Genomic DNA, 19,686 nt, shown 5'->3' with positions numbered 1-19,686 from the left:
TAAAAAACTTATTAAAAATGGCGACAATAGAAACTTTGGATGTGACCAAATTAGAACCTCGGATGAAACATCCTACTATTTTTAAATATTTTGACGCTTTGCAACCTGGCGAAGAATTCGTTATAGAAAACGACCACGATCCAAAACCATTGTATTATGAACTGATTGGTGAACGCGGAAATATTTTCACGTGGGAATATTTGGAAAAAGGTCCGGAATGGTTTATTGTGAAAATTTGTAAAAATCCTTTAGAAGCGCAAAAAGAGGTTGAAAGATTAAATGTAACAGCGATCGAACCGAAGTTTAAACATCCTACTATTTTTAAATATTTTGATGCTTTACAACCGGGAGAGAGTTTCATTATTGAGAATGACCACGATCCGAAACCATTGTACTACGAATTGATTGCAGAACGGGGCGATATTTTCACCTGGGAATATCTGTTAAAAGGTCCAGAGTTATTTGAAGTTCAAATTGCTAAAAATCCTGCCAATAAAACAGGTGGAGAACTTCCAGGTGCGATCTCTATCAAAGATATTAAGAAGGCTGAAATGTTGAAAGACAAAGGCGTTCAGTTTAATTGCAGTACTGAAAAATATAATTTGGCAGACGATCCAAATGCGGGGAAAGTAGCAAAAACGGCAACCTATGCTGCTGATAAATGGGACCTCGATTTCCTGATCGATTATATTGTGAATACGCATCACCAGTATATCAAAGATCAAGCAGAGAATCTGAATGATTTAGCCATAAAAGTTGCCGAACATCACGGTGACAGTCATGCCGAATTAAACAGACTTTCAACGTTAATGTATCATTTCCTACAGGATTTGCTGGATAATACCGTAAGAGAGGAAGAAGTTTTATTCCCAATAATTAAGCAGATCATAGCGAAGAAAAGAAATGCTGACACAGAGATCACTTATAAAATTGGCTCTCTCGAAGAACCGATTAATCTGCTCAGAAAAGATCACGAGATCGCAGCGGCAGATTTGTCATTCTTCAGAACACTAACCAATGATTATACGCTTCCCGCAGACGCTTGTAGCTCTTATCAATATCTTTTCCAAAAAATAAAAGAATTTGAAACTGATTTAGAAACGCACGTAAAGCTGGAAAATGATATTCTGTTTCCGAAAGCAATTTTTTTGGATGCAGAATTAGCAAAATTGAATTAAAAGAAATAACTGCAGACAATGTGTTTAAATTTGAAATTAGAGGAAAGTCTGCAGTTTTTCTCTTTAAAATATTGATGAAATAAGGACTATGGAAATGATAACGCCCAAAACGAAAATTTCAGAATTGATTAAATACAATTCGAAAAGCGTAGATGCAATTGCTTCTTTGGCAAAACCGCTAGAGAAACTGAAAAATCCGATCTTAAGAAAAATCATGGCTTCCCGGGTTACGATTGGCGAAGCTGCGAAAATGGGCGGAACAACCGTCGAAGAATTCAAACGTGTTCTCCTTCCACTTGGATTTACATTTGAAGAAGAAGTTTCAACTAAGGAAGAGAAGGTTTCAGAAGCGAAACCAACTTGGTTACAAAAAGCAAATAAAGCCGATATTGACTTTTATGATGTTCGACCAATTATTGATAATGGCGCAGATCCTTTGAAGGAAATTCTGGGACGATTCAAAACAACTGAACCGGGGAAAATTCTTTGTATCATTAATAATTTTGTACCGACGCCTTTAATTCATCTTTTGAAACAGGAGAAGGCTGAAGCAACTTTTGTTGAAACGATCAGCGATAAAGAATTCAATACTTATTTTTTGAAAAAAGAAAAAGAAGAGAAACATTCTACCGCAACTGCTGACGAAAAATTACAGATGGATGATGTCGAAAGTTTTACCGCAATTTGCAATCAATTTACGAAAGAACAAACCAAAGAAATAGATGTTCGCGAACTTGAAATGCCGGGACCAATGGAAATGATTCTTTCAGAATTACAGAATCTTCCAGCTGGAAATGCTTTGTACATCAATCACAAAAGAGTTCCGGTTTATTTACTGGAAGAACTGGCAGATAAAAATTACGAAATTCACATCAATAACAGGGAAGAAGGAAATGTAAAAATGCTCATCTTTAAAAAATAAATGGCACAGGTTAATATAGGAAAAGCCCCAGGAAACAGCGCTGTTCTTCCGTTTTATGCAACAGGAGCAGTTATGTTTTTTGTGCTGTGCGTGCTGATGGTTTTTAGCCCAGAATCTTTTACGCGTCATTATTTTACGCCGCATTTGTTGGCCATGGTTCACGTCGCAGCTTTAGGTTGGGGAACGATGATTATTTTCGGGGCGGCGCATCAGTTATTGCCGGTCATTTGCGAACAGGATCTGTACAGCGAAAAAATGGCGTCATTTGTTTGGTACACTTTGACCTTGGGAATGATTTTACTCACTACCAATTTCTGGAATTTAACAGTGGGTTGGTTGATGATTGCTGGCGGTTCATTAATTGTGATTTCAGCAAGTCTTTATTTGTTTAATGTTTTAAAAACGAGTAGGATATGTAAGAAATATTCTATTCAAAAACTCTTTTTAACGAGTTCTGCAGTTTGGCTTTTGTTTACCGTCATTGTTGGTTTATTACTGGCCATTAATTTAAAGTTTCCATTCTTCAAACAAAGTCATTTAGAAATATTAAAACTCCACGCTCACGCTGGCTTTGCAGGTTGGTTTCTACAACTCATTACAGGCGTAAGCACCAAATTAGTTCCCATGTTTTTATTGGGCAAATCGAGTAAAGATTATTTGTTGAAATGGGCTTTTATTTTTCAAAACGTTGGATTGGTTCTTTTCCTCGCAGATGGATATTTTATTGGAGTGAGTTCCAGAGTTTTAATTTACACCGCGATTGTTTTAATCGGGGTTGTATTTTGGTTGCTTTATTTATATGATACTTTCAAAAACCGTTTAAGAAAGAGAATAGAGTTGTTGATGAAGCATGCTTTCCTTTCATTTCTAGCGTTGGTGCTTTCTATCTTGCTTTTACCAGCGGTCTATTTTAGCAGTGGTTATCGCTGGACGATGCTTTACGGAACACTTCTGTTTATGGGTTGGATTACCAGTATTATTTTAGGAAAAACTTTTAAAACGCTTCCTTTCATTATTTGGAATGATCATTATAAAAATCTTTCCGGAAAAGTAAAAGTCCCGTTGCCAAAAGATTTATATAGCGAAAAACTCACGATCTGGCAATTCAGAATTTTCATCGCAGCCTTTTTGGTTTTTGCGCTGGGAATCATTCTTCAACAAGTTATTGTCATCAGAATTGGTGCAATGCTGTGGGTTGTTGTTGCAGTTTTATACAATATCAATGTCTTTAAATTAATGTTTCACAAAAGAAATAAAACATCATGATACTCGATTCTACTGATAAAAATTACGATAAAATAAGTCGTGCTGAAATGGCCCTTTACGAAGTTATAGATCCTGAGTTGATGGTGAACATCGTCGATCTGGGTTTGGTGTATGATGTTGAAATAAAAGAAAAAAACATCATTAAAGTAACAATGACTTTAACGACACCTCATTGTCCTATGGGTGAAGCCATTCAAACTGGAGTCAAAAATTCCTTAGAAAAAGCACTTCCCGGACATGAAGTTGAAATCGATCTGGTTTTTGAACCTGCCTGGAATTACGATATGGTTTCCTCAGAAGGAATGCAGCAGCTCAATAATAGATAATTCTTAGTTTTTATAATTGTTACCGAAATACTTGAGGGTATTTCAAATAAAAATCCGTCTCATCATATATGACGAGACGGATTTTGTTTTTTTTAACGTGTACCAATTAAAAACTGACTTCATTGACTTCTTTTCCTCTTTGAAAGTTCATGGTTTTTTGATTGCCTTTGTAAGCAATATTCACCAGGTTGAACTGTTTCGGAAAAGAACTTAATAAAATCGTATTTTTTATTCTGATCGTACTGATCGCGGAGATTCCATTCGCTTCATAATAAACCCAAACAGACTCACCATTAACCTGGCTGCCAGTAAAAGTTAGTGTTTTTGTGCTTCCATTCACGAATAAATCAAAATTGTTATTGACATATTTTTTAACTTCTGCTTCAAAACCTGCCGTATTAGGATTGATCTTTAAGGCGTCAGAAATATGAGAAGTATTAAGTTTGGTAGTGAATTTTAAGGTCTTACTTGCTTCCAGATAATCCACTTTTGTCATGGAGGAATAGAAATCTGCATTCATAAAACTCATCGAGAGTAATACGGCAAAGATCCAAGTAATATGTAAAAATTTTTTCATTAGAGTGATTTGTATATGGATAGGCTCAAATATGGTGCCAACTAGAAGTTCACGTTGACCTGATATTTATCGTAAAACGCCTTGATATGGGCAACTGCGTCTTCAGCGGTATCTACCACTCGATAAAGACTTAGGTCTTCTTCAGAAATCATTCCTGTTTCGAGAAGAGTGTTTTTAAACCAATCGAGTAGGCCTCCCCAGAATTTTGAACCTACTAACACAATTGGGAATCTTCCGATTTTATTGGTCTGTATTAAAGTAATGGCTTCCATCAACTCATCAAGAGTACCAAAACCTCCTGGCATGACAATAAATCCTTGAGAATATTTTACGAAAATTACTTTTCGAATAAAGAAATAATCAAAATCAATACTCAGACCTTTATCAATATACGGATTGAAATGCTGTTCAAAAGGAAGATCAATATTTAAACCGATTGATTTTCCACCGCCTTTTCGGGCGCCTTTATTTCCGGCTTCCATAATGCCGGGACCGCCCCCAGTGATGACGCCAAAACCAATTTCTGTAATTTTCTCGGCGATGTCTACCGCAAGTTCATATCGCGGGTCTTCAGGTTTCATTCTTGCAGATCCAAAAAGAGAAACGCAAGGACCAATTTTAGCCATTTTTTCGTATCCATCGACAAATTCCGCCATGATCTTAAAAACCATCCAACTGTCTTTGGTAATGGTTTCGTCCCATGTTTTTTCCTTGAAAGAATTCTGTACTCTTTGGTCGATTTCAAAAGGAGTGTCATTCTCCATTTTCGTTGTCCCTTTTCCTCTGTTTATTTTGCTCATTCTTTTATTTAAATATTTTTTCTGCTTCAGTGATTGATTCAGGTCTTCCCACATCAATAATCGTGGCAGAATGTTCGTATCCGCTGATATTTTCGTTACTCATCAAATCCAGATACTCTTCCATTATCGAGAACTTCCCGGTTCTTTTTATTTTGTTGAAAATCTCTGGGTTTACACAATGAATTCCGCTAAACGCCAACGGTTTGAATCCTTTGTTAAATTCGGCGAGTCTTTGTTCACCGGATTCTACATTGAGCCATCCTTTCAAAATCATTTCTGGATTGAAGAGCAGCTTTCTCGAACTCTTTCGGTCGGAGACTGCTAAAGTAGCGAAATCTTTTTTTTCCTGATGGTATTCTACGAAATAATTCAAATCTAAATCGGTTAAAATATCCGCATTCATAATGAGGAAATCTTCACCGTGGTCCAGGAACTTTCTTGCAAAAACCAATCCGCCACCTGTTTCTAAAAGCTCCTCTTTCTCATCTGAAAGTTCAATATTTGAATTAAAATTATTATTCTTTTTCAGAAATTCCGAAATCTGTTGACCAAAATGATGAATATTGATCACGAAATCATTGATCCCAAAACTTTGTAAATATTTGATATTTCTTTCTAACAAAGGAACATCGTTAACCAAAGCCAATGCTTTTGGATGATTATCGGTAAAGGGTTTTAAGCGCGTTCCTTTTCCCGCCGCGAAAATAAGTGCTTTCATAATTATATAAGTGATGGGTAATAAGCAATGAGTAATATTGCTTATTACCCATTATTCATTACTAATGATTAAGTTGAGGTTGCTCGTCGTGAGTTAACGTAACTGTTGTTTGTGGATACTTTTCGCGAATAAAGGTGGCCGTTTTTTCTGCCGCATAAACCGAGCGGTGTTGTCCGCCAGTACAACCAAAATTAATTTGAAGGTGATCGAAATCTCTACCAATATAATTATCGATATTAATAGATACGATATTTTTCACCAACTCCAAAAAATTAGGCATTTCGGTTTTCGTTTCTAAATAATCCTGAACACCGATATCGCAACCGGTTTGAACTTTATATTCTTCAACTCTACCTGGATTTAAAATTCCGCGGCAATCGAAAGCGAACCCGCCACCGTTGCCAGAATTATCATTTGGGATGCCCCCTTTTTTGTAGGAGAAACTGTGTATTTCTATTTTTAAACTCATTGATATATTTTTATTATTAACCATTAAGGTATTAAGAATTATTAAGATTAGTCTGGAAGGGAGGAAAAGTATTCGTTGACAAAAGGTTTCATTGACTTTATAATATTATCGGTGAAGAAATTAATTAATAGTCCTTGAGGTTTCTGTAGCAATTTCATGTATGTTAATAGTTGTGCTTGATGAACGGGTTTTAATTCCTCTACTGTTTTTAATTCTACAACAACTAAATCATTTACCAATAAGTCAAGTTTTAAAGTTGTTTCCATTAATAGACCGTCATAAACGACATTTGCAGTTACTTGTTGTTTTACACAATAGCCATTTCTCTCCAACTCAAATTTAAGGCAGGTTTCGTAGATGCTCTCCAATAAACCAGGGCCGAGATTCTTGTGAACTTTTATCGCAAAACCTGTAATGTCATATGACAATTGAGTTACTTGTTTTTTGGTTACTAACATACGTCCTTAATTTAATTAATTTCTTAATGGTTAAAGGTGATAGTATAAATTTATTTTTCTAATCCTTCGTAATTATCGTTTCAATTTTACTTCTAATCCCATCCGATTTCAATTGATATATTAAATTTTTCAACTCAGGATATTCTTCCATTTCTTTCCAGGAATTTGAAAATTGATAAAGATTTTCTATTCCTTTATCAAGGCTCGAAATGAAATGTTGTTTCCTTTGAATGAGTCCACGGAAACCATAAGCGCCCAAGACCTGCAGAAACCTAATCAGTTGAATTGGCTTTACCGATTTTTTTAGTTGAGTCGCTTTCTCCTCATTCCAAAAAGAGAAATAATAATCGAGCATTTCATTTTTGAAATCTGTCGGAAAATTGGCTTTTGCCTGATAGAGAAACGAAATAACATCATAAATTAATGAACCTTTCATCGCAGACTGGTAATCGATAAAGAAAACTTCATCCTGAGAATTAACCATAATATTTCGTGCCTGAAAATCACGCATCATAATTCCTTTTGGTTCTAAGTTTTCTATTTTAGAAACCAATTTTTTAAATTCTAACAGTAGCGAAGATTTATGATACGGGATCTCTAAAACATCAGCGATGAAACTTTTAAAATAGAATAAATCATTGGTAATCGGCAACTCATCGTAATTTTCATATTCGAATGTCTTTGAATAATCAATTTTATCTTCAGTTTTAATTTGTACTTCTGCGAGTTGTTGCAAGGTTTTTTTAACCAAAGTTGTAACCCGTTCAGTCAAACCTTCATCGGCAATGATTTCAGATAAAGTTTGCTCACCCAGAAATTCCTGAATGTACAATTTGCGGTCTTCGGATATTTGTAAAACTCTTGGCGAGTAAATATTTAAGCCGGAAAATACTTCAGAGAAATAATAGAAGCTCTCATTTTCCTGAATATTCTCGTTGAAGGTGATGATGTATTTTGTATCGGAACTTTTGCCTACAAAATTAATTCTTGCAGAACCACTCTGGGCCAAAGTAAAAAAGTCTTGAGCGGTTTCTCCGGTATAATTTTCGAAAAAATCTTTTGCGTTTTGATCAGTCATACTTTTACAAAGATAGCGAAAAACGTATTTTAGAAAAGAGTATATTTGTACTTATGTTCAATGATTTCAAGCCGGTTCTAAAAGTTCTTCTTCGTTTCATCATTTTATATGTGGTGCTTGTTTTGGGCTATCAATTTTATTTGAATGGCTTCAAAAATGCAGGACTCGATCCTTTTTCTACCTGGACAATGCAGCAGGTTGATTATTTGCAAAATCTTTTTGGATATCCATCGCAAATGGTCGCGGGAAAACCGCAGGATGAAACTACTTGGTTTTACGTGAGCGGACAATATGTTTCCCGTATGGTTGAAGGGTGTAATGCGATTTCGGTCATGATCTTATTTCTTGCTTTTATCTTCGCTTTCTACGAAGGATTAAAAACGTTTATTTTTTCCGCAGTTGGACTTGTAGTTTTACATATAATGAATGTTTTACGTATTGTAGGTTTAAATATTTTAATAATAGAAATGCCACAGTACAGTAAATTTGGTCATGATTATCTTTTCCCCGCAATTATCTATGGAAGTGTCGTTGTGCTTTGGCTGATCTGGATTAAGTTTTATGCTTTAAAGAATGTTAAAGATGAAAATTCTTAACTGGCTTTTTGCAGCGATCGCTATTTTCGGATTGATTGCAGTGCGCATGGTAGAAGACCAACTTTTCTATGATCCTTTTCAAGCTTTTTTTCATTTGGCTAATAAACATGCTGAGTTTCCGGATTTTAAATGGACGCCTTTAATAATGAATTATCTTTTCCGATTTGGACTTAATTTAGTTTTATCAGCTGCGGTAGTTTATTTCATCTTTAAAAATAAACAATGGACTTTACAAGCAATTGTCTTAATGCTGATTGTTTTCGCCATTACGTTCCCGCTGTATCTTTACTGCATTCACACCCAATTTGACATCGGTTATCTGTTCTCCTTTTATATGAGAAGGTTCGTGATTCAACCGTTGATATTACTCTTGATTATACCTCTGTTCTACTATCGAAAACACGTTCAGAAGGTTTAATCTTCCACAGAATGCTTCCCAACCTGGGCGATGGTTTTTGCATTCCATTCAATCTTTTTCACAAACGGCATTTGTCTCACCGGACACTCCCATAGCTCACAGATCTCACAAGACGTCGGTTTGCAATCATCTAAATGAAAATTAAATTCGATGGTACGATCGGTATTGGTACCGATGAGTTTATACAGATCTTCCATTTCATTGTGCGCTTTCCGAAGTTCGTAATACCAAGGTAGCGTTAAATGGGCATCGATGTGAAGTCCACTTCCATGCTGTTGAATCCGCATATTGTGAACATCGATCCAATCTCTCTCTCTATTTTCATTTAGGAATTTAGATAAGTTCTGCAGCATTCCTAAGTCGGCTTCATCCATAATTCCACTCAACGATTTTCTGATGATTTTGTAACCTACGAACATGATGTAACCACCAAAGAGTAGGGCGACCACAGCATCGATCCAATAGAGTTTGGTGAGTTGAACCAGTACCAAACTGATGACAACACCTAAAGTGGTGAAGGTGTCGCTTTTTAAATGTTTACCAGAGCTCTGTAAAACCAGGGAGTTTTCTTTTAGACCTTTTTCATAGGAAATATGTCCCATTAAATAATTGATAACCGCTGTGGCTGCGACAATCCAAATTCCCCAGTCCAACTGTTTTGGAATATTTCCCTGCAAAAGAGAACTTACGGATTGAACAATGATGATAACACCGGCAAAGATGATCAATGCGCCTTCAACGCCGGAAGTGACGAATTCCACTTTTCCATGACCGTATGGATGCTCTACATCTTTTGGTTTCGCAGCGAGATAGAGCGAATATAATCCCATAAATGCCGCAATAATATTCACGATGCTTTCCATGGCATCAGAGAAAACCGCATCGGAATTGGTGAAATGCCAGGCGAATAATTTTCCTAAGAAAAGAATGATCCCAACAATGGCGACATTTCTTTGAAAAGCGAAATTGGTTTTGGGACTATTTTGAGTTTCAGACATCTGAGTTTTATTAAACTTATTACGATTGTTCGATGAATCTAATACATAAAAAATGCTCACTTTTGGTGAGCATTAAATTTAGACTAATTTGTTTTGGTAGAGATATTCTGCAATTTGCACTGCATTGGTAGCAGCTCCTTTTCGGAGGTTATCTGCCACAATCCAAAGATTTAAGGTTTTGGGTTGTGAAATATCTCTTCTGATTCTTCCGACGAAAACCTCATCTTTTCCTTCTGAATACAAAGGCATTGGATAGATGTTATTTTTCACATCATCCAACACGACAACTCCTGGAGTTTGAGAAAGTAGATCTTTCAACTCATCCAGATCGAAATCATTTTCAAATTCGATGTTGACGCTTTCAGAATGTCCACCTTGAACGGGAACACGAACTGCAGTTGCCGTTATATTGAAACTGTCGTCGCCCATAATTTTCTTGGGTTCTGTCATCAATTTAATTTCCTCTTTGGTGTAATCATCCTCTGCGAAAACATCACATTGTGGTAAAGCGTTTTTAAAGATTTCATACGGATAAACTTTTTCCACCTCCTTATTGCCGATCACTTCAGCATTTAACTGATCCACGGCATTTTTACCCGTTCCTGTAACCGACTGATACGTGGAAACGATCACGCGTTTAACATCGTATTTTAGATTTAAAGGATGCAGAACCATGACCAACTGAATGGTAGAACAGTTTGGATTGGCAATGATCTTATCTTCTTTGGTCAAAACGTTTGCATTGATTTCCGGTACGATCAATTTATGATCTGGTTCCATTCTCCAGGCTGAAGAATTATCGATAACAGTGGTGCCAACGGCTGCAAATTTCGGAGCATATTCTAGAGAAGTAGTTCCGCCTGCAGAAAACATAGCGATTTCGGGTTTTCTGTCTAAAGCATCTTGCATCGAAACAATTTCGAATTCAGTTCCTTTAAATAAAATCTTTTTACCGATTGATTTTTCAGAGGCGACAGGAATAAGTTCTGTAATAGGGAAATTTCTTTCTTCCAGAACCTTTAACATAATTTGTCCCACCATTCCGGTAGCTCCTACTACTGCTATTTTCATTGAGAATATTTGTTGTTTAAATTTTGTTATGCAAACATTGAAGGAAATACGCGTGCCCAAGGGAATGCATAAGCAAATAATGCAAAAGCGATTACGCCCATAATTACAATTTTCATAGAAAGCTTGTCGTGAGATTTCATGTATTTGTTAATGATAGTCATTAAAACTACACCGATTAACATTGAAACTGGATGTTCTACATAAGAGAATCGTGCTGCTGCGTTGCTCATTAATGTTCCAGACTCCATAGCCGCTTTCAAACCTGGAGAAAATACCAGCATGAAAATACCAACGATTAACTGAACGTGGAAAAAAATCATGGTGAACAAAGTTGATTTCTTCAATAATTTAGAAATCTTACCTGAGTAACCAAACATTGCAGCCAGCAATGCAACGATGAAAATAATGCCCGCAAGCAAAATTAAATAAGCAAAACCTTTGTGTGCTTCCGTAATAATTTTAAAAGTATCCATAGTATTTTTTTGTTAAGGGCAAAGATAAAAAAAATCCCGACTTAATAGTCGGGATTCTGAGTGTATTGGCAAGTTCTATTTAGAATAAGAAACTTACTGATGCATTCCATGTTCTTCCAAATCCGAAAAACACTTCATTTGTTTTATTAATACCATTCCAGTTGTTAGCTTCATTAGGATCAGCTGCTTTGTTCGTTCTAGATTCTGCGATGTATGTTTTATCTAAAACATTGTTCACGTTTACTCTGAACTTGAATGATTGCGTCGCATTCAATTTAAATCTAGCACCTGCACCAAGGTCGAGTAGACCATAAGATGGCAATTCTACTGCTGGATCAGAAGGGACAGGTTTTGCTGCTGTAACTAAACGAGTGTCTGGTTCGAAAGCAGAATATAATTTGTCTGCATAACGATACTGAGCATTAAGGCTTAACCAGTCTGTAAGGTTAACATCAGCGCCTAAAGCTGCTGTAACTTGTGCTGCATCTCCAACTTTAAGTCCGTCAAGAGCTAAAGTTCCTTCTTGAACGATAGTATTGGTTTGATCTTCTACGAATGAAGCACTTGGGCTTCCTTCAAAATACCAGTCACCTACGGATACCATACCATTAATGGTAAGCATTTTCACTGGCTTGATGTTGAAATCTAATTCAAGACCTTTGTGAATTTCTTTAATTCCTAAGACATTTGCTACACCAGTAACGTCAACTCCGTTGATTTTTGTTCGTGAAGTAAGTCTTCTGTAAATATCATCCCATGAAGTATGGTAAGCATTTAAGTTTGCATTAAAGATTGCTGATCTAAAACCATAACCAACTTCAAAAGAAGTAATCTTCTCATTAGTTAATGATGGATTCACGTCATTTCTGTTATTTAAATAAACCGCTCCAAAGAAAGGCTGTCTTTCATAGTAACCACCATTAACAAAAACGTTATGATTTTCATTGATGTTATAGTTAGCTCCACCTTTTACGTTGTAACCTACTAAATCAACTTTTTCACTTTTTTGCTGATCTGGCGCATAAAGCATATAATCAACTCTTTGGAAATTTTGGTTTGAAACTGATCCTTGAACGAATGCAGAAAGCGCATCGTTGGTATATTCTAATTGTCCAAAACCTCCTAACCAGTTTACAAGTCCATCATTACTGTAGATGATTTGGTCACTGATATCATTTGTTTTTCCACCAAATGGATTCCAATCTGGATTCGCATTGAATGAATTGGTAACGATATTTGGTTTGTTATTGATGTTACTCAAATCTGTGTAAGAATTGTTCCCCAAGAAATCGCTGACGATTCTGTAGTGGATTCCTTTATAAGTTCTGCCATCAAAACCAACAGTCGCAGTGAAGTTTTCGTTGATTTTATGATTTAAACTTGTGATAATCCCCATCCAGTTGTGAGAGTTTACAGAAGCTCTTCTGATAATACCTCTACTGCTTGTCGCGGATCCTGGAGAAGCATTAACTGCCCCGAAATCTGCAACCACACCTCCTTGGTTCCATTTTACGATATCATCAAATCTTACTAATCCATCTGCAGTTCTAGGTAATCTTGTATAACCATTATTATTAATTCTACCTGCATCTCCAGTACCAGCACCTCTTCCGAAAGAAGCGTAAGCTACAGAGTTTAAGGTAGTAGCGTCAGAAATTTTCCAATCCCAGTTTAAGGACATTACTGGTTTGTGGTAGTAATTTGCGGTCATTGAATATTCTTCACCATTCAAGTAACCCCAGTTTTGATTGTATTTTCTGTTTGGGTTTTCTTCAGTTCCACCATATTTGATATGGTCGTTTATTGTTGATTGAAAACTTCTTGAATTATGAGTCTGCGGTGCACCAGTAATAGTGAATTGCAAATCATGCTTAGCACTTGGTTGGTATCCAACTGCTAAATAGTAATTGTACCCTTCAAATGCGGTTCCGTCTGCATACATAGAACCTTCAGTTCTACTCATTAAGAATGAGGTAGCCCAACCATTATCGCTTTTTCCAGTATTGTAAGAAAACAATGCTTTATTATAACCATCGTTACCCAATCCTAAAGTAATGTTACCTTGTCTTTTTTTATCAGCTGCTCTTGTTAAAATGTTAATCGTTCCACCTACAGAAGCGATTGCCAATTTAGAAGAACCTAAACCTCTCTGAACCTGCATTGCAGAAGTTACATCAGAAAGACCTGCCCAGTTAGACCAGTAAACTGCTCCACCTTCCATGTCGTTAACAGGCATACCGTTAATCATAACCGCAGTGTTTCTTTGGTCAAATCCTCTAACATTAATTCTAGAGTCACCGAATCCACCACCACTTTTAGTAGCGTAAACAGACGGAGTTGTGTTAAGGATCTCTGGAAATTCCTGATTTCCTAACTTGTCAATAATTTGTGCCTCCTTAATCGTTGATACCGCTACTGGAGTTTTTCTATCCTTCGCGATGTCAGCAACGCCGACTAAAACTACTTGTTCAATGTCTGCCTCGCGGCTTGTTGTGTCTTTTACAGTTTGCGCATAATAAACGCTCGCCGTAGAAAGGGTAATCACTACAGTCAACATCGACCTTTTTACTGAATTACTTTTCATAACTAAAATTTTGTTTGTATTTGCTTTTACAGAAAGTTTTTGCAAAAATATTATATTTAAACGGCACTTTCGTTAACAAATTGTTAAATTTTAAAACTTTGTTAATTTTATCCCTATCCATCAGTTAATCAAAGCTTTAAATTTTGTATTCATTGCCTATCATTCTCATTGGAATTGTCTATTTTTATTAAAGTAGGTTATAAAATTACAGTTTCGATAATTATTTTACAGCCTTCAAACTGAGATCAATGTTATCAGCTGAGTGAGTTAGAGCGCCGGCTGAAATAAAATCAACTCCAGTTTTCGCAATTTCTTTCAGCATATCGCGGGTAATGCCACCAGAAGCTTCTGTTTCACATTTTTTCCCAATTATCTTAACGGCTTCTGCCATCATTGAGACGTCCATGTTATCGAGCATAATTCGATCTGCTCCCGCTTTTAGAGCTTCCTCAACTTCCTCCAGATTTCTGGTTTCAACTTCTATTTTTAAAGGTTTTTTTATTTTTTCAGTATAAGCCTTTGCCATTTTTACAGCGTTGGTAATGCTTCCATTATAATCAATATGATTGTCTTTCAACATAATCATATCATATAAACCATATCGGTGATTGGTTCCGCCACCAATTGCCACCGCCCATTTTTCACATATTCTAAAATTGGGTGTTGTTTTACGGGTATCTAAAAGTTTGGTTTTTGTGCCTAATAATCTCGAATCCCAATCATGAGTCAGCGTTGCGATTCCACTCATTCTTTGCATGCAATTCAATACAAATCGTTCTGTAGAAAGGATCGATCTGGCGCTGCCGGAAACATAGAAAGCGATATCGCCCACTGTTGCCTTATCGCCATCTTTGAGTAAACGTTCTACTTTTAAATTTTTGTCGAACTGTTTAAAAATTATTTCTGCCAGTTCAACTCCAGCCAAAATGCAATCTTCTTTCACCAATAATTTGGCTTTCTGTTCCAGATCTTTCGGAATTGTCGCCAAGGTCGAATGATCACCATCTTGAATATCTTCTTCTAAGGCGTTCTTAATAAATGTTTTTAAAGCGTCTTTGGTAACGTATATCGGTTTTTTCATTTTTTTTTTTTTGAAGAAATCTTCAGTTTAAAATTACTGAAGGATTAAATTTACTTAATTATTTTTAGCCACAGGTTTCTCATTTCTGGACCATTCGCTCCAGGAACCAACGTACAGATTCGGAATATCAAATCCAGCGTACTCTAAGGCTAGCAAAGTATGACAGGCTGTAACGCCCGATCCACAATGAACTGCAATTTTATTGGATCCAATATTCTTTAAAATTTCTGCGTATTTTTCATGTAGAATTTCTGGACTTTTAAAAGTTCCGTCGTTATTTAAATTTTCTTTAAAAGGAATATTGATGGCTCCGGGAATATGTCCTGCAACCTCATCGATAGGCTCAGTCTTTCCATCGTAACGGTCTTTTTCTCGAACATCGATTACCATGTATTCAGGGTTTTCAGAAATATCTTCGATGAAATTGATATCGACCATCGGAAGTTTCCATTCTTTTAAAGAATTTTTTTCGACCGCTTTTGCGGTCACGGTATTTGAATTTATTGGCAATCCTTTCTCTTTTGCTTTCTGAATGCCGCCATTCAAAACCTGAACTTTTTCTACGCCCGCTGCTCTCAGCATCCACCAAAATCTAGCTCCGGCAATCGACGCATTTTTATCATCATAAACAATGACATGGGAATTCTGGTTAATTCCTAGCCTGTTTAAAGTTTCAGCAAACTTTTCCAATCTGGGCAAAGGATGTCTGCCGCCCTTTTTTGCATCTTTCGGAATTTCGGCTAAATCATTATTGATATCAACATATAAAGCACCGTCGAGATGTTCTAAAAGATATTTTTCATAAGCTGAGCCGCCACTTCCAGCGTCAATAATAACAAGATCATCTTGATTTAAATTCGCTAATTCTTCAGCGTTAATGATTGGAGATATTTTCATTGGTGCAAAAGTTATTTATTTTTAAATTCTTTAAAAAGGTTTGGACAAATTTTCTTCATGCTGGAAGGATTAGTTTCTTGCCACGTAAATTCAAATTGAGGATAATTCCCTTCTGAGGTATGAAAATTATCGTAGTCAATATGATCGTACAGATTTTCATTTGTTTTTTGCTTAAAAGCCTCGATCGCAACATACCAAAACGGTTCAAACTCATAAAATTCGTCTTCACCAAATTCTTTTTGTGAAAGCAAAGTGTCAGGATTCTCTTTTGCTTGGTAGTAAACTTCTTTCCCTCGCGAGATTACCCAATTTCTAAAATATTCAAATCCGTCATCGGAACTTCCACCGTTCATTAGATAGCTTGCACACCACATTTCAGAATTATAAGTGTCATAAAGTAGTTGATCAGTTCTTAACCGAAAGCCAATCATTTGTTTGGGGGTAAGTTTTGAAATTTCATTAATTAAAAATTTTTCCTGTCCGTTTTGGTTTTTTGAATTTTTCAAGGACTGCGCTACAATTTCCCAGTACAAATCTTCATTCAATATTTCTGAAGTTTTTTCTAGATCGCTATTGCTAACTGATGACTTTTGAATTCCTCCGAATAATTGATTAAAAAACCCCATAGATTGTGAATTGGTGTTATAATTAAAGAAAAAGAAAATGATTGTAAAGACAGAAATAATACTTTTCATCATATTTCTAAGCTAAATCTTTATTAAAAAAAGCACCTTTGTTTTCCGTCATGGTCAAAGAATGTTTGATAATTAAATAGGAAATATTCGTCAGGTTTCTCAGTTCAGAAAGTTTGGGCGATAAAATAGAGTAGTTGTACAACTCGTTGACGGCATCGAAAATTTCGTGTTGCTTTTTTTTGGCAAGAGCCAGTCGGTCATTGGTTCGAACGATGCTCACCAGATCGCTCATCATTTCTTGAAGCTGGCGTCGAAGATAGGAAACCATCACCATTTCGTCCATCATTTTCATTCCTTCTTCATTCCATTCAGGAATTGCTTTTAAGTCGTCGAAATTAAAATCATTGATCTCTAAAAGTTCCACCGTTTTCAAAGCTGCATTATGTCCAAAAACTAAACCTTCCAGAAGAGAATTTGAAGCCAAACGATTTGCGCCATGTAAACCAGAGTTGGTGCATTCGCCCACAGCAAATAGGTTTTTAATAGAGCTTTGTCCATCGCGGTCGATGTCGATTCCGCCCATTAAATAATGACAGGCCGGCACCACCGGAATTAATTGGGTAAAGGGATCAATACCTTCATCCAGACATTTCTGATAAATATTGGGAAAATGCTCAATGAATTTTTCATGATTCATTTTCCGACAATCGAGCCCTACATAATCATCGCCAGAAATTTTTAATTCACTGTCAATCGCTCTTGCTACAATATCACGTGAAGCTAATTCTTCGCGCTCATCATATTTATGCATAAATTTTTCACCGTCTTTGGTTCTTAATTTCGCTCCATCACCACGTACCGCTTCTGAAATCAAAAACAACATTCCATCTCTCTTCGAAAACAAAGCCGTCGGATGAAACTGATAGTATTGCATGTTTGAAATTTTCCCACGCGCTCTGTGCACGAAGGCAATTCCGTCACCCGTTGCAATAATGGGATTGGTCGTGTTTTTATAAACGTGACCTGCTCCGCCAGTTGCAACTAAAGTTATTTTAGCGGTAATTTTTTTAATCCTTTTATTTTTCTCATCCAAAATGTAAGCGCCATAGCAGTCGATTTTCTCCAGATCAAAAACTTTTTCGGGAACATGATGTTGGGTAATCAAATCGATGACGTAATGATGTGCCATGATTTCAATATTCGGTGATCTGTTCGCTGTTTCCAATAAGGCTCGTTCGATCTCTTTTCCCGTAATATCTTTGTGGTGAACGATTCGGTTCTCCGTATGGCCGCCTTCTCGACCGAGCATCAGATTTCCATCTTTCTTGTCGAAATTGGTTCCCCAATCTACCAGTTCTTTAAATCTTTCCGGACCTTCTTCGATGACCATTTTCACGACATCGAGATTGTTTTCTCCGTCGCCAGCACGCATCGTATCGTCGATGTGTTTTTGAAATCCATCATTGTCAAAGTCCGTAACTACCGCCAAACCACCTTGGGCATATTTGGTATTGCTTTCATCTTCATCTGCTTTGGTAACGATGATGATCTTCGCATCTGGCATTCTTTCGGAAATTTTGATCGCATAAGAAAGTCCGGAGATTCCTGATCCGATGACGAGTACGTCTGCTTTTATCATTGAGTTGGTTCGAGGTTTAAATTTTAGGGTAGTTTTCGGGGTTTTGTTTTGCAAACCGTACACCATGAACAATTACGATTTTATTTTCGGTGATGGTAAAATGCAGTAACAAAGGAAATTTGCTAATTTTCCGAACGCGCATTTCATCATAGCGTATTTGAAAAAATGGAATATTTTCTAATTCCAACGAGCTTTTATCAAAGTTTTCAATGAATCTTTTTCCTAATTGAGAAGAGATATTTGTATAATAATCGATTGCAATATGAAGATCGTCAATTGCTTCTTCGGTAAATATAACCGTAAACATCTACAGATATTTTTCTCTTATGTCACGCCAGTTTTTGAATTTCTCAGGATCTGTATTCTCTACTCTTTCGCGCATTATATTTCTCTCTTCTTCAGAAATATCATAATTTCCGTCTTCATCAGCAGGGAAAATAATAACTTCAACTTTTTCTGCGCTGAAATTTTCCGGTAATTCTATACTGATTTTTCGGTCTTTTACTTCCACAATTTGTCTTATTGCATTCATTATAATCAGTTTAACTTATCAAATTTAATTAAATAAATTTAAACAATTTTTCAGTTGGTTTCCGTACTTTTTTAAAATTCTGAAACTCATCTTCTTCGGAACGGTATCCAATTGCTAAAGTCACGGCAACTTTTTCTATTCCGACATCGAGTCCTAAAATTTCATCTATTTTTTCCTGTTTAAAACCTTCCATCGGACAAGTATCCACATTTTCTAAAGCCGCGGCAAACATCAGATTTCCTAAAACAATATAGCACTGTTTGTCTGCCCAGGTCATTACTTCTTCTTTTGATAATCTCTCAATATGATTGCTGATGCTTTGTTTAAATGGGTTTAAACTTTCCAACGGAACTTCTCTCGTTTGTGATATATTACTAAAGTAATCGCCAATATATTGAGACTCAATATCGTTTTTAGATACGATGGCTATTAAATGGGAACAGGTAGAAATCTGAGAAGGGTTGTAGAAAGCCGGAATGAGTTTTTCTTTCATTTCTGGACTTTCTACAATAAGGATTTTGTAGGGTTGTAATCCCAGAGAACTAGCCGATAGTCTGGCGGCCTCAAGTATATGAAAAAGTGCATCAGCCGATACTGTTTTTTCTGCATTAAATTTTTTGACCGAATATCTTTTGTTGAGGGCTTCGAGGTAATCCATAAAACAAATATAATTAAATGAGCCGGATTTTTTCAGATGAAAAAATAGATCGGGAATTTTATCCGAAATGAATAAGTGAATTGGGAATTTCTAAAGGTGAATTTTGAAGGCGGCTACCATTTTTGACCTGTCAAAAATAACTTAATGAATCTTAACTCCTTAACCCAAATCTTAATGGTTAAATTCTTCAGGTTAAAGAGTAATTGACGAATTTATTTGGGTGAATAGGTAAGCATTGAATAAGTCAATTTAAGAAAATTCACTATCCACAACAACGCTACTTGACTATTGTAAATTGACCATTCACTGCGA

General features: G+C 36.2%; 23 protein-coding genes. 6 read left to right on the top strand and 17 right to left on the bottom strand.

What is annotated here, in order from left to right:
* Positions 1-17 precede the first annotated feature (17 nt).
* The 4 genes from ACEYOS_RS05250 (at position 18) to ACEYOS_RS05235 (ending at position 3,692) form a co-directional block, all read left to right on the top strand.
* Positions 18-1,178 (top strand): DUF2249 domain-containing protein, encoded by a 1,161-nt coding sequence (locus ACEYOS_RS05250; RefSeq protein WP_373709558.1) that lies wholly within the window; start codon positions 18-20, stop codon positions 1,176-1,178.
* Positions 1,179-1,266: 88 nt separating this feature from the next.
* Positions 1,267-2,100 carry a DUF2249 domain-containing protein gene (locus tag ACEYOS_RS05245; RefSeq protein ID WP_373709559.1) on the top strand — a complete coding sequence of 278 codons (834 nt, stop codon included), beginning with the start codon at positions 1,267-1,269 and terminating at the stop codon, positions 2,098-2,100.
* Positions 2,101-3,366, top strand: coding sequence for a hypothetical protein (locus tag ACEYOS_RS05240; RefSeq protein WP_373797530.1), 1,266 nt, complete (start codon positions 2,101-2,103; stop codon positions 3,364-3,366). It begins immediately after the preceding gene.
* Positions 3,363-3,692 carry a metal-sulfur cluster assembly factor gene (locus ACEYOS_RS05235; protein ID WP_373709561.1) on the top strand — a complete coding sequence of 110 codons (330 nt, stop codon included), beginning with the start codon at positions 3,363-3,365 and terminating at the stop codon, positions 3,690-3,692. The genes ACEYOS_RS05240 and ACEYOS_RS05235 overlap by 4 nt, the downstream gene beginning before the upstream one ends.
* A gap of 106 nt (positions 3,693-3,798) precedes the next feature.
* Here the strand turns inward: ACEYOS_RS05235 and ACEYOS_RS05230 are convergent, their stop codons facing one another.
* The 6 genes from ACEYOS_RS05230 to ACEYOS_RS05205 form a co-directional block, all read right to left on the bottom strand.
* Positions 3,799-4,269, bottom strand: coding sequence for a DUF6702 family protein (locus ACEYOS_RS05230; protein WP_373709562.1), 471 nt, complete (start codon positions 4,267-4,269; stop codon positions 3,799-3,801).
* Between the two features lie 41 nt (positions 4,270-4,310).
* Positions 4,311-5,033: a TIGR00730 family Rossman fold protein gene (locus ACEYOS_RS05225; protein WP_373709613.1), complete on the bottom strand. Its 723-nt coding sequence runs from the start codon at positions 5,031-5,033 to the stop codon at positions 4,311-4,313.
* Positions 5,034-5,073: 40 nt separating this feature from the next.
* Positions 5,074-5,787, bottom strand: a complete 714-nt coding sequence (locus ACEYOS_RS05220) for an NDP-sugar synthase (protein ID WP_373709563.1) — start codon at positions 5,785-5,787, stop codon at positions 5,074-5,076.
* Between the two features lie 61 nt (positions 5,788-5,848).
* Positions 5,849-6,256: an ATP-binding protein gene (locus tag ACEYOS_RS05215; protein WP_373709564.1), complete on the bottom strand. Its 408-nt coding sequence runs from the start codon at positions 6,254-6,256 to the stop codon at positions 5,849-5,851.
* A 47-nt stretch (positions 6,257-6,303) separates the two neighbouring features.
* On the bottom strand, positions 6,304-6,714 hold the full coding sequence (locus ACEYOS_RS05210; protein ID WP_373709565.1) for a GxxExxY protein: 411 nt from the start codon (positions 6,712-6,714) through the stop codon (positions 6,304-6,306).
* A gap of 58 nt (positions 6,715-6,772) precedes the next feature.
* Complete coding sequence (locus ACEYOS_RS05205; protein ID WP_373709566.1) at positions 6,773-7,792, bottom strand: phosphotransferase; 1,020 nt, start codon at positions 7,790-7,792, stop codon at positions 6,773-6,775.
* 53 nt (positions 7,793-7,845) lie between these two features.
* Here ACEYOS_RS05205 and xrtF point away from each other — a divergent pair, with 53 nt between their 5' ends.
* Together xrtF and ACEYOS_RS05195 are read left to right on the top strand one after the other, a co-directional pair.
* On the top strand, positions 7,846-8,388 hold the full coding sequence (xrtF, locus tag ACEYOS_RS05200; protein ID WP_373709567.1) for an exosortase family protein XrtF: 543 nt from the start codon (positions 7,846-7,848) through the stop codon (positions 8,386-8,388).
* Positions 8,375-8,806: an exosortase F system-associated protein gene (locus tag ACEYOS_RS05195; protein ID WP_373709568.1), complete on the top strand. Its 432-nt coding sequence runs from the start codon at positions 8,375-8,377 to the stop codon at positions 8,804-8,806. Before xrtF ends, ACEYOS_RS05195 begins: the two co-directional genes overlap by 14 nt.
* Here ACEYOS_RS05195 and ACEYOS_RS05190 read toward each other — a convergent pair.
* The 11 genes from ACEYOS_RS05190 to ACEYOS_RS05140 all read right to left on the bottom strand — a co-directional run bounded on the left by ACEYOS_RS05190 (position 8,803) and on the right by ACEYOS_RS05140 (position 19,374).
* Positions 8,803-9,804: a cation diffusion facilitator family transporter gene (locus ACEYOS_RS05190; protein WP_373709569.1), complete on the bottom strand. Its 1,002-nt coding sequence runs from the start codon at positions 9,802-9,804 to the stop codon at positions 8,803-8,805. The two genes, ACEYOS_RS05195 and ACEYOS_RS05190, sit on opposite strands and share 4 nt — an antisense overlap.
* A 78-nt stretch (positions 9,805-9,882) precedes the next feature.
* Positions 9,883-10,875, bottom strand: a complete 993-nt coding sequence (locus ACEYOS_RS05185; RefSeq protein WP_373709570.1) for an aspartate-semialdehyde dehydrogenase — start codon at positions 10,873-10,875, stop codon at positions 9,883-9,885.
* Between the two features lie 26 nt (positions 10,876-10,901).
* Positions 10,902-11,348 (bottom strand): hypothetical protein, encoded by a 447-nt coding sequence (locus tag ACEYOS_RS05180; protein WP_373709571.1) that lies wholly within the window; start codon positions 11,346-11,348, stop codon positions 10,902-10,904.
* 79 nt (positions 11,349-11,427) lie between these two features.
* Positions 11,428-13,932: a TonB-dependent receptor gene (locus ACEYOS_RS05175; protein WP_373709572.1), complete on the bottom strand. Its 2,505-nt coding sequence runs from the start codon at positions 13,930-13,932 to the stop codon at positions 11,428-11,430.
* A gap of 220 nt (positions 13,933-14,152) precedes the next feature.
* A complete protein-coding gene (gene nadC, locus ACEYOS_RS05170; RefSeq protein ID WP_373709573.1) occupies positions 14,153-15,013 on the bottom strand; it encodes a carboxylating nicotinate-nucleotide diphosphorylase in 861 nt (286 codons plus the stop codon).
* A 54-nt stretch (positions 15,014-15,067) separates the two neighbouring features.
* On the bottom strand, positions 15,068-15,910 hold the full coding sequence (locus ACEYOS_RS05165) for a sulfurtransferase (protein WP_373709574.1): 843 nt from the start codon (positions 15,908-15,910) through the stop codon (positions 15,068-15,070).
* A gap of 11 nt (positions 15,911-15,921) precedes the next feature.
* Positions 15,922-16,608 (bottom strand): DUF4240 domain-containing protein, encoded by a 687-nt coding sequence (locus tag ACEYOS_RS05160; protein WP_373709575.1) that lies wholly within the window; start codon positions 16,606-16,608, stop codon positions 15,922-15,924.
* A gap of 4 nt (positions 16,609-16,612) precedes the next feature.
* Positions 16,613-18,184: an L-aspartate oxidase gene (gene nadB, locus ACEYOS_RS05155; RefSeq protein ID WP_373709576.1), complete on the bottom strand. Its 1,572-nt coding sequence runs from the start codon at positions 18,182-18,184 to the stop codon at positions 16,613-16,615.
* A gap of 16 nt (positions 18,185-18,200) precedes the next feature.
* A complete protein-coding gene (locus ACEYOS_RS05150) occupies positions 18,201-18,491 on the bottom strand; it encodes a hypothetical protein (protein ID WP_373709577.1) in 291 nt (96 codons plus the stop codon).
* Positions 18,492-18,716, bottom strand: coding sequence for a hypothetical protein (locus ACEYOS_RS05145; protein ID WP_373709578.1), 225 nt, complete (start codon positions 18,714-18,716; stop codon positions 18,492-18,494).
* A 28-nt stretch (positions 18,717-18,744) separates the two neighbouring features.
* Complete coding sequence (locus ACEYOS_RS05140; RefSeq protein WP_373709579.1) at positions 18,745-19,374, bottom strand: NAD(P)H-dependent oxidoreductase; 630 nt, start codon at positions 19,372-19,374, stop codon at positions 18,745-18,747.
* Between the last annotated feature and the right edge of the window lie 312 nt (positions 19,375-19,686).

It is taken from the genome of Kaistella sp., assembly GCF_041824135.1.
Taxonomy (GTDB): domain Bacteria; phylum Bacteroidota; class Bacteroidia; order Flavobacteriales; family Weeksellaceae; genus Kaistella.
Note: the sequence above shows the minus strand (reverse complement) of the source record. Positions and strands in the feature narration are given on the sequence as shown.

Excerpts from the sequence above, each read along its gene's own strand:
- ACEYOS_RS05190 (WP_373709569.1), bottom strand. The coding sequence starts at position 9,804 with ATGTCTGAAACTCAAAATAGTCCCAAAACCAATTTCGCTTTTCAAAGA.
- ACEYOS_RS05205 (WP_373709566.1), bottom strand. The coding sequence starts at position 7,792 with ATGACTGATCAAAACGCAAAAGATTTTTTCGAAAATTATACCGGAGAA.
- nadC (WP_373709573.1), bottom strand. The coding sequence starts at position 15,013 with ATGAAAAAACCGATATACGTTACCAAAGACGCTTTAAAAACATTTATT.
- ACEYOS_RS05250 (WP_373709558.1), top strand. The coding sequence starts at position 18 with ATGGCGACAATAGAAACTTTGGATGTGACCAAATTAGAACCTCGGATG.
- ACEYOS_RS05220 (WP_373709563.1), bottom strand. The coding sequence starts at position 5,787 with ATGAAAGCACTTATTTTCGCGGCGGGAAAAGGAACGCGCTTAAAACCC.
- ACEYOS_RS05235 (WP_373709561.1), top strand. The coding sequence starts at position 3,363 with ATGATACTCGATTCTACTGATAAAAATTACGATAAAATAAGTCGTGCT.
- ACEYOS_RS05150 (WP_373709577.1), bottom strand. The coding sequence starts at position 18,491 with ATGTTTACGGTTATATTTACCGAAGAAGCAATTGACGATCTTCATATT.
- ACEYOS_RS05215 (WP_373709564.1), bottom strand. The coding sequence starts at position 6,256 with ATGAGTTTAAAAATAGAAATACACAGTTTCTCCTACAAAAAAGGGGGC.
- ACEYOS_RS05225 (WP_373709613.1), bottom strand. The coding sequence starts at position 5,033 with ATGGAGAATGACACTCCTTTTGAAATCGACCAAAGAGTACAGAATTCT.
- ACEYOS_RS05195 (WP_373709568.1), top strand. The coding sequence starts at position 8,375 with ATGAAAATTCTTAACTGGCTTTTTGCAGCGATCGCTATTTTCGGATTG.
- ACEYOS_RS05180 (WP_373709571.1), bottom strand. The coding sequence starts at position 11,348 with ATGGATACTTTTAAAATTATTACGGAAGCACACAAAGGTTTTGCTTAT.
- ACEYOS_RS05240 (WP_373797530.1), top strand. The coding sequence starts at position 2,101 with ATGGCACAGGTTAATATAGGAAAAGCCCCAGGAAACAGCGCTGTTCTT.
- ACEYOS_RS05210 (WP_373709565.1), bottom strand. The coding sequence starts at position 6,714 with ATGTTAGTAACCAAAAAACAAGTAACTCAATTGTCATATGACATTACA.
- ACEYOS_RS05165 (WP_373709574.1), bottom strand. The coding sequence starts at position 15,910 with ATGAAAATATCTCCAATCATTAACGCTGAAGAATTAGCGAATTTAAAT.
- ACEYOS_RS05245 (WP_373709559.1), top strand. The coding sequence starts at position 1,267 with ATGGAAATGATAACGCCCAAAACGAAAATTTCAGAATTGATTAAATAC.
- nadB (WP_373709576.1), bottom strand. The coding sequence starts at position 18,184 with ATGATAAAAGCAGACGTACTCGTCATCGGATCAGGAATCTCCGGACTT.
- ACEYOS_RS05185 (WP_373709570.1), bottom strand. The coding sequence starts at position 10,875 with ATGAAAATAGCAGTAGTAGGAGCTACCGGAATGGTGGGACAAATTATG.
- ACEYOS_RS05175 (WP_373709572.1), bottom strand. The coding sequence starts at position 13,932 with ATGAAAAGTAATTCAGTAAAAAGGTCGATGTTGACTGTAGTGATTACC.
- ACEYOS_RS05160 (WP_373709575.1), bottom strand. The coding sequence starts at position 16,608 with ATGATGAAAAGTATTATTTCTGTCTTTACAATCATTTTCTTTTTCTTT.
- xrtF (WP_373709567.1), top strand. The coding sequence starts at position 7,846 with ATGTTCAATGATTTCAAGCCGGTTCTAAAAGTTCTTCTTCGTTTCATC.
- ACEYOS_RS05140 (WP_373709579.1), bottom strand. The coding sequence starts at position 19,374 with ATGGATTACCTCGAAGCCCTCAACAAAAGATATTCGGTCAAAAAATTT.
- ACEYOS_RS05230 (WP_373709562.1), bottom strand. The coding sequence starts at position 4,269 with ATGAAAAAATTTTTACATATTACTTGGATCTTTGCCGTATTACTCTCG.
- ACEYOS_RS05145 (WP_373709578.1), bottom strand. The coding sequence starts at position 18,716 with ATGAATGCAATAAGACAAATTGTGGAAGTAAAAGACCGAAAAATCAGT.